Source organism: Virgisporangium aliadipatigenens (assembly GCF_016863615.1).
GTDB classification, from domain to species: Bacteria; Actinomycetota; Actinomycetes; order Mycobacteriales; family Micromonosporaceae; genus Virgisporangium; species Virgisporangium aliadipatigenens.
The window spans coordinates 126,212-133,712 of record NZ_BOPF01000032.1 but is presented as its reverse complement, the minus strand read 5'-3'; the positions used below and the strand labels follow the sequence as shown (position 1 = coordinate 133,712).

Here is a 7,501-nt window from a genome sequence, read left to right as displayed (position 1 = left end):
AACGGTCCGCACCGAGGCGGACCGTCGCAATGAAGCAAGTAAGGATCTAGCCGCCGAGACCGCCCAGGAGGCCGCCGCTCTTTTGCTGGCCGGGGTTGGGCTGCCCCTCGCTCGGCTGGACGATCACGAACCCCTGGCCGCTCAGCGCGAGCTGGAACAGCTCACCCGAACCACCGCGGAGCATCGAGCCGAGGCTCTGCGACTTGTTGATCGTCGTCTGGAGGTTGGCCGACCAGCCGACCACCGCGTCGGTGTCCACCATGACCGGCGCCTGGGGGGTCACCGGGATGACGATCGGCGGGCCCTCGCAGGTCAGGGCGAGCTTGCCCTGGCCGGTGAAGACACAGTTGAACAGCCCGCCGCCGAACATGCCGGCGCCGCGGACCATCGAGATCTGGTACTGGATCGAGGGGTCGAAGACCAGGACGTTGCGCCCGTTGACCGACAGCGCGTCGTTGCCCTGGAGCTCGACGATGAAGCAGTCGGCGGCGGCCTGGGCGAACCAGACCTCACCCTGCCCCTTGACGGCCATCAGGGGCACGCCCTCGCCGGTGACGGCGCGGCGCAGGAAGTTTCCGACGCCCTGGCTCTTGACCTCGAACTGGAGGTTGCCACGGAACGCGACCATGGCGCCCTGACGAGCCAGAACCTCGCCGTTTACGGCGTATTTGACGGCCTTGGAGTGCTGCAGGGACATACCGACCTGCGTGGCCGGCTGCGCCATGCTCTCAGCTTTGAAGAGTTCGCTCTGCACGCCGGTGAGCGTAGCGTTTCGGTGCTCGTTCGGGGGTGCTCAACCCCAGCCCAACTGGTGCAACGTATCGTCGTCGATACCGAAGTGATGGGCTATTTCATGGACGACGGTCACAGCCACCTCGTCGACCACTTCGTCCTCGTCGGCGCAGACCCGCAGGATCGGCCGGCGGAAGATCGTGATGCGGTCCGGCAGCACGCCGGAGTAGTCGACGCCGCGTTCGGTGAGGGCGTGGCCCTCGTACAGGCCGAGCAGGTCGGCCTCGCCGGGCGGCGGATCGTCCTCGACCAGGACGACGACGTTGTCCATCAGCCTCAACAACTCGTCGGGCACCTCGTCGAGGGCCTCGCCCACGAGTTCCTCGAAGCGTTCCCGCGTCATCCGCACCGGCACGCCGGCAATTCTGCCCGCAACGCGGCACGTCTGGGCCACGGCGGCCCGTGACCCAGACGCGATAGGTCAGACCAGGGAGGCGTCGAGGGTGATCTCGACGGCCTTGAGCGCACCCGAGACCGGGCAGCCGACCTTGGCGGCCTCGGCGTGCTTGCGGAACTCCGGCTCGTCGATCCCGGGCACGTCGCCCTTGGTGACCAGGTCGATCCGGGTGATGGCGAACCCGGCGTCGGTCTTCTCCAGCCGCACCGACGCCTTCGTGGCGACGGAGGTGGGCGTGAAGCCGGCTCCGGCGAGCATGTTGGACAGCGCCATGGAGTAGCAGGACGCGTGCGCGGCGGCGATCAGCTCCTCCGGGTTTGACGCGGCGCCGTCCTCGAAACGGGAGACGAAGCTGTAGGAACCCTCAAAGGCGCCGGAACCGAGCGCGAACGTCCCGGAACCGTCCTTCAGGTTGCCCCGCCATTCGGCGGATGAGGTGCGAGTAGCCATGAACCGAACGCTACTTCATCCCCGTTGACAGGGGCGGACACAGTAGCGGTCTCGGAGGGATCAACTATGAACCGGCAGATCTTGGTCCGGACCGGCGCCGGGCTCGCCGCTGCGGGCCTGCTGGCCGCGGTGGGTGCGCTCGCGCTGCCGTGGCTGTCGTACACGGTGCTGACCCGACGGCTGCCCGCCGGCGTGGCACGCGAGGGCACGGTGTCGGTGTTCGACGCGCCGCGCGGCAAGTGGTTCCTGGCGGCGCTGGTGATCCTGCTGGCGCTGGTCGCGGTGGCGGCGTTCGCGCGGGGGCGGGCGCGTCAGGTCGCCGGGCTGGTCGCTCCGGTCCTGGGGCTGTTCGCGGCGGCGCTGGCGGTGTGGACGATGACCAACACCGACAGCCGGCACGTCACGGCGCTGCTGGACCTCCCGCGGCTCAACCTCACCGTCGAGAGTGCCCCCGGCGGAGGTTTCGGGGTGCTGGCGGCCGCCTTCCTGTGTTTCGCCGGCGGGCTGCTGTCGCTGGGCCGCTACGACCGCTGATCGGGTCGCCGGTGTCCGCGCCCGGGGCGGGTCGGGAGTGGGGTCAAGACCGTAGCGGCGGCGCCACGCGCCGGGCAGGATCAGCCCATGGGCAGCTATGACGTGATCGTGGTCGGTGGCGGCCACAACGGGCTGGTCGCCGCGGCGTACCTCGCCAAGGCGGGCCGCCGGGTCGTGGTGCTGGAACGCCGGCCGGTCGTCGGCGGGGCCGCGGTGTCGGAGCGGCCGTTCGGGGACGACTACACGGTCACCTCGCTGTCCTATGTGGTCAGCCTGCTGCCCCCGCGCATGGTGCGCGACCTGCGGCTGGATCGCCACGGGTACCACGTCTTCCCGCAGGGGCCGTACTTCGCGCCGCGCCGCGACGGCGGGTACCTCGCGCTGCCGTCCGACGCCGCGGCGCGGGCCGCCCAGATCGGCAAGTTCTCCCCGAAGGACGCCGTCGCGTACGAGGAGTGGGAGGCGTGGCTCGGGCGGCTGGGCACGCTCGTCGGCCCGCTCCTGCACGAGGTGCCGCCGAAGCTCGGCTCGAAGAAGCCGCGGGACCTGCTCGGGCAGGCGCGCCTGGCGACGAAGCTGCGCAAGGTTGACGTGCGGGCGGCGTTCGACCTGACGCGGCTGTTCACCGCGAGCATCGCGGACCTGGTCGAGGAACGCTTTTCTTCCGACGCGATGCGCGGCGTGCTCTCCGTCTCCGGCGTCATCGGCACGTGGGCCGGCCCGCGCAGCGCCGGCACGGCGTACGTCATGCTGCACCACCACGTCGGCGAGACCACGTGGGGTTTCCCCCGCGGGGGTATGGGCGGGGTCACCCGGGCGCTGGCCGACTCGGCGCGGGCGTTCGGGGCCGAGGTCCGGACCGAGGCGGCCGTGGCCCGCATCGACGTGGCCGACGGCAGGGTCACCGGGGTCACCCTGGCCGACGGCGAGGAGCTGTCCGCCCCGGTCGTCGTCACGACCGCACACCCCAAGATCTCTTTTCTGGAACTGGTGGAGCGCAAGCAGCTCCCCGACGACTTCGTGGGCGACATCGAGTCCTGGCAGACCCGTTCCGGCACGGTGAAGGTGAACCTGGCCGTCGACCGGCTGCCCGTCTTCAGCGCGCACCCGGAGTTCGACCCGCAGGTGTACGGCGGCACGATCGTGCTGGCCGAGTCGCTCGACGACGTGGAGCGCGCCTACCAGGAGGCCGTGAACGGCGCACCGGCCACGCTGCCGTTCGCCGACGTCTGCATCCCCAGCGTCTTCGACGACTCGCTGGCCCCCGCCGGGCACCACGTGATCAGCATGTTCACCCAGTGGGTGCCGCACACCTACGCGGACCGGCCCGACAAGGCGGCGCTCGACGCGTACGCGGACCGGCTCGTCGCGCGGCTCGAAGCGGTGGCGCCCGGCGTCACGGACTCCATCGTCGGCCGGCAGGTGATCGGCCCCGACACCATGCAGGACGAGTACGGGCTGGTCGGCGGGAACATCTTCCACGGCGAGCTGACGCCCGGGCAGATGTTCCACTGCCGGCCGGCGGCCGGCTACGCCGACCTGCGCACCCCGATCACCGGCCTGTACCAGGCGGGCTCGGCGACGCACGGCGGCGGCGGGGTCACCGGCATCCCCGGCCGCAACGTCGTGCGGCAGGTCCTGCGCGACACCCGGGCCGACCGGAAGGGCGGCTCCCAGCCTAAAGACAGATAGGCATGTCATAGTGGCCGCCATGGCCGCCGACGGGACTGTCGAGTGGGGCGACGACGGGCGCCCGCGCCTGTTCGACCGCGTGCTGAACGATCCCGAACCCACCGGCGCGGGACCCAACTACCCGGCGCTGGTGGCCGCCGCCGTGGCGGTCGTGCTGCTGGTCGCGGCGGAGTTCCAGCCGTGGGTGACGCTGACCGGCAGCGAGGACTCCGTGCGGGAGATCCGCGGCGGTGCCCGCCCGGAGATCTACCTGGCCGAGCTGGCCTCCTCGGCCTGGCAGCTGCTGCCGTACTACGTCGGCTGGATGGGCATGCTCGGGCTGGTCGGCCTCGCGCTGACGCTCGGCCCGGCGCGCCGCCGGCCGGTGCTCGGCGCCGGTGTGGGCTGGGCGGTCGGGCTGTTCATGGTGGTGCTCTCGTTCGGCCGCCAGCTGTCGCTCATGCGGTTCGGCGACAACCCGTTGATCGGCACGTCGCTCGGCGCGGGGCTGTGGTTCGCCGGCGGGGCGGTGCTCCTGGCGCTGGCGGCGCTGCTGCTCACCGCCTGGCGGCCGGACGTGCCGTGGCCCTCTCGCAAGGGCGGCCGGGCGCCGCGGCCCGATCCGGTCGAGGACGACGGCCCGCCGGACCTAACCGTTACCCCGTTGTCGTGACACATAGACTTACTAATCGTGATCGACCTGCGGCTACTGCGAGAAGACCCGGACCTGGTACGCGCCAGCCAGCGGACGCGCGGCGCCTCCGAATCGGCGGTCGACACCCTGCTGTCGGCCGACGCGACGCGACGCGAGTCCGTGGCCGCGTTCGAGGCGCTGCGGGCGGAGCAGAAACAACTCGGCAAGCAGATGCCGAAGGCCTCCGGGGACGAGCGGGCCGCGTTGATCGCCCGCACCAAGGCCCTCTCCGACGAGGTGAAGGCGGCAGAGGAGACGGTGCGCGCGGCCGAGGCGGCGCTGACCGAGGCCCAGCTCGCGATCCCCAACATCGTGCAGGAGGGTGCGCCGGCCGGCGGCGAGGACGACTACGTCGTGCTGCGCGAGGTCGGCACCAAGCCGGACCTCGCCGAGCCGAAGGACCACCTGCAGCTCGGTGAGGGGCTCGGGGCGCTGGACATGGAACGCGGCGCCAAGGTGTCCGGGTCGCGGTTCTACTTCCTGACCGGCATCGGCGCGATGCTCCAACTCGGCATCCTGCAGCTGGGGCTCCAGCAGGCCGTCGAGTACGGGTTCACGCCGGTGATCCCGCCGGTGCTGGTGAAGCCGGAAACCATGCGGGGCACCGGGTTCCTCGGCGAACACGCCAGCGAGGTGTACCACCTGCCCGCCGACGACCTGTACCTCGTGGGCACGTCGGAGGTGGCGCTCGCCGGGTTCCACGCGGGCGAGATCCTCTCGTCGCTCGACGAGCCGATGCGCTACGCCGGCTGGTCGTCGTGCTTCCGGCGGGAGGCCGGCTCCTACGGCAAGGACACCCGGGGCATCGTGCGGGTGCACCAGTTCGACAAGGTGGAGATGTTCTCCTACTGCCGGCCGGAGCTGGCCGCCGAGGAGCACCTGCGGCTGCTCGCCTGGGAGGAGGAACTGCTCGCCAAGCTCGAACTGCCCTACCGGGTGATCGACGTGGCGGCCGGCGACCTGGGTTCGAGCGCCGCGCGGAAGTTCGACTGCGAGGCGTGGGTGCCGTCGCAGGGGCGCTACCTCGAGGTGACGAGCACGTCCAACTGCACGACGTTCCAGGCGCGGCGGCTCAACGTGCGCTACCGCGACGCCGACGGCAAGAACCAGTTCGCGGCGACGCTCAACGGGACGCTCGCCACCACGCGGATGCTGGTTCCGGTGTTGGAGAACCACCAGCAGCCGGACGGGTCGGTGCGGGTGCCGAAGGCGCTTCAGCCGTTCGTGGGACGGGATGTGCTCTCCCCCTAGCAGGGAGTTTCGGTTCAGGTCGAATTCGGGTTCGAGCCGTGGCGCGTTGGCGATAACGCGCTACGGTTGCTCCTCCGTCCTCTGGAAGGAGCACGGAATATGCGACCCGGACTGCCCAAGCTCATCGCCTCCGATCTCGACGGCACGCTGGTCCGCAGCGACGACACCGTCAGCGCGTACACCCGCGACGTGCTGGCCCGGGTCAAGGCGGCCGGGATCCGCATCGTCGGTGCCACCGGCCGCGGTCCCCGGCTGACCGAGCTGGTCAGGCACGACATCCCGGCCGCCGACTTTCTCGTCCTCGGTGGTGGCAGCCGGGTGCTGGACCTCTCCGACCCGGCGTACCCGGTGGTCCTGCGCGACGAGCGGCTGCCGGGCGACGTTCTCGCGGACATTCTCACCTCGATCGAACGGCACGTCGGCAGCACCCTGTCGGTGCTGATCGAGGCCGGCGACGGCCACGAGTCGCCGCTGTGGGGCGACCCGGATCCGATGTGGCGCTATCCCGACGTCGTCGAGGCGCGGGTGCGGGCGGAGTGCCTGACCGGCCCGGTGATCAAGGGGTTCGCGCGGCATCCCGAGCACGACGCCGACGCCCTGCTCGCGATCGCCCGGGCGGCCGTCCCGGCGCACCTCGCCAGCATCACCCAGGCCGGGCTCGGCTACATCGAGATCTGCCCGCCCGGGGTGGACAAGGCGACCGGGCTCGCCGTGGTGGCGACCGCGCTCGGCGTGGACCCGGACGACGTGCTGGTCTTCGGCGACATGCCCAACGACCTGCCGATGTTCGACTGGGCCGGATTCGGCCGGGTGGCGGTCGGCAACGCCCATCCGGCGGTGCGCGCCGTCGCCGATGAGATCACCGGCACCAATGACGACGACGGCGTCGCCGCCTACCTGGACCGTATGTTGTCAGGGTGAACGACCCCGCCCGAGTGAAGCTCGTCGCCACCGATCTCGACGGCACCCTGGTCCGCGGCGACCGCAGCCTGAGCCCCCGCACCGTCGCCGTTCTCGACGCGCTGCCGGTGCCGCTGGTGATCGCTACGGGACGGCCGGTGCGGTGGCTGTTCAACGTCTACGAGCAGCTGTCGCACAAGCCGATCGCGGTCGTCGCCAACGGGGCCGCGGTCTACGACCCGGAGCGCGACGAACTGATGCACTCCGCGCCGCTGTCCGCCGAGGAACTGGCGCACGCGTGCGCGGTGCTGCGCGAGGCGGTGCCGGAGGCGGCGTTCGCGGTCGAACGCGACGGCGGGCGCACGCTGCTCCACGAGGCGGCGCACCAGATCGGCCCCTGGGAGCGGGCGAACGAGGCCCTGCTGGCCGAACTGGTGAACGCGCCGGCCGCGAAGCTGCTGGTGCGGGCCGGCCGGCGGGACGCGGACGAGTTCACGGCGCTGGTGGGGGCCGCGCTTCAGGGCGCCTACGAGGCGACGCACTCGTCGTCGAGCGGCCTGGTGGAGATCTCGGCGGCGGGTGTGACAAAGGCGTCGGGGCTGGCCTGGGTCGCGGCGCGGCTGGGCGTCGAGGCGGCCGAGGTGGTGGCGTTCGGCGACATGCCCAACGACGTTCCTATGCTGACCTGGGCCGGAACGGGCGTCGCGGTGGCGAACGCGCATCCGGCGGTGCTGGCCGCGGCCGACGAGGTCACGGCCAGCAACGAGGACGACGGCGTCGCCCTGTGGATAGAGAAAAACCTGGAGTTCTGA

Annotated in this window: 9 protein-coding genes; 6 read left to right on the top strand and 3 right to left on the bottom strand. The window is 71.3% G+C overall.

From position 1 onward, the window contains the following. Positions 1-46 precede the first annotated feature (46 nt). The 3 genes from Val02_RS34700 to Val02_RS34690 all read right to left on the bottom strand — a co-directional run bounded on the left by Val02_RS34700 (position 47) and on the right by Val02_RS34690 (position 1,639). Positions 47-754: an AIM24 family protein gene (locus tag Val02_RS34700; RefSeq protein WP_203903515.1), complete on the bottom strand. Its 708-nt coding sequence runs from the start codon at positions 752-754 to the stop codon at positions 47-49. Between the two features lie 39 nt (positions 755-793). Beyond that, complete coding sequence (locus Val02_RS34695; protein ID WP_203903525.1) at positions 794-1,141, bottom strand: metallopeptidase family protein; 348 nt, start codon at positions 1,139-1,141, stop codon at positions 794-796. Between the two features lie 72 nt (positions 1,142-1,213). After that, positions 1,214-1,639, bottom strand: coding sequence for an OsmC family protein (locus Val02_RS34690; protein ID WP_203903514.1), 426 nt, complete (start codon positions 1,637-1,639; stop codon positions 1,214-1,216). 66 nt (positions 1,640-1,705) lie between these two features. Here Val02_RS34690 and Val02_RS34685 point away from each other — a divergent pair, with 66 nt between their 5' ends. The 6 genes from Val02_RS34685 to Val02_RS34660 all read left to right on the top strand — a co-directional run bounded on the left by Val02_RS34685 (position 1,706) and on the right by Val02_RS34660 (position 7,501). Continuing rightward, complete coding sequence (locus Val02_RS34685; protein WP_203903513.1) at positions 1,706-2,173, top strand: hypothetical protein; 468 nt, start codon at positions 1,706-1,708, stop codon at positions 2,171-2,173. Positions 2,174-2,260: 87 nt separating this feature from the next. Further along, positions 2,261-3,865: a phytoene desaturase family protein gene (locus tag Val02_RS34680; RefSeq protein WP_203903512.1), complete on the top strand. Its 1,605-nt coding sequence runs from the start codon at positions 2,261-2,263 to the stop codon at positions 3,863-3,865. A 19-nt stretch (positions 3,866-3,884) separates the two neighbouring features. Next, positions 3,885-4,517, top strand: coding sequence for a hypothetical protein (locus Val02_RS34675; RefSeq protein WP_203903511.1), 633 nt, complete (start codon positions 3,885-3,887; stop codon positions 4,515-4,517). A gap of 18 nt (positions 4,518-4,535) precedes the next feature. Further along, positions 4,536-5,789 (top strand): serine--tRNA ligase, encoded by a 1,254-nt coding sequence (gene serS, locus Val02_RS34670; RefSeq protein ID WP_203903510.1) that lies wholly within the window; start codon positions 4,536-4,538, stop codon positions 5,787-5,789. Between the two features lie 99 nt (positions 5,790-5,888). Next, a complete protein-coding gene (locus Val02_RS34665) occupies positions 5,889-6,710 on the top strand; it encodes an HAD hydrolase family protein (RefSeq protein WP_203903509.1) in 822 nt (273 codons plus the stop codon). Beyond that, the gene (locus tag Val02_RS34660; RefSeq protein ID WP_203903508.1) at positions 6,707-7,501 is read left to right on the top strand and encodes an HAD family hydrolase; all 795 of its coding nucleotides are present in this window, start codon (positions 6,707-6,709) and stop codon (positions 7,499-7,501) included. The genes Val02_RS34665 and Val02_RS34660 overlap by 4 nt, the downstream gene beginning before the upstream one ends.

Excerpts from the sequence above, each read along its gene's own strand:
- Val02_RS34665 (WP_203903509.1), top strand. The coding sequence starts at position 5,889 with ATGCGACCCGGACTGCCCAAGCTCATCGCCTCCGATCTCGACGGCACG.
- Val02_RS34690 (WP_203903514.1), bottom strand. The coding sequence starts at position 1,639 with ATGGCTACTCGCACCTCATCCGCCGAATGGCGGGGCAACCTGAAGGAC.
- Val02_RS34675 (WP_203903511.1), top strand. The coding sequence starts at position 3,885 with ATGGCCGCCGACGGGACTGTCGAGTGGGGCGACGACGGGCGCCCGCGC.
- Val02_RS34685 (WP_203903513.1), top strand. The coding sequence starts at position 1,706 with ATGAACCGGCAGATCTTGGTCCGGACCGGCGCCGGGCTCGCCGCTGCG.
- Val02_RS34680 (WP_203903512.1), top strand. The coding sequence starts at position 2,261 with ATGGGCAGCTATGACGTGATCGTGGTCGGTGGCGGCCACAACGGGCTG.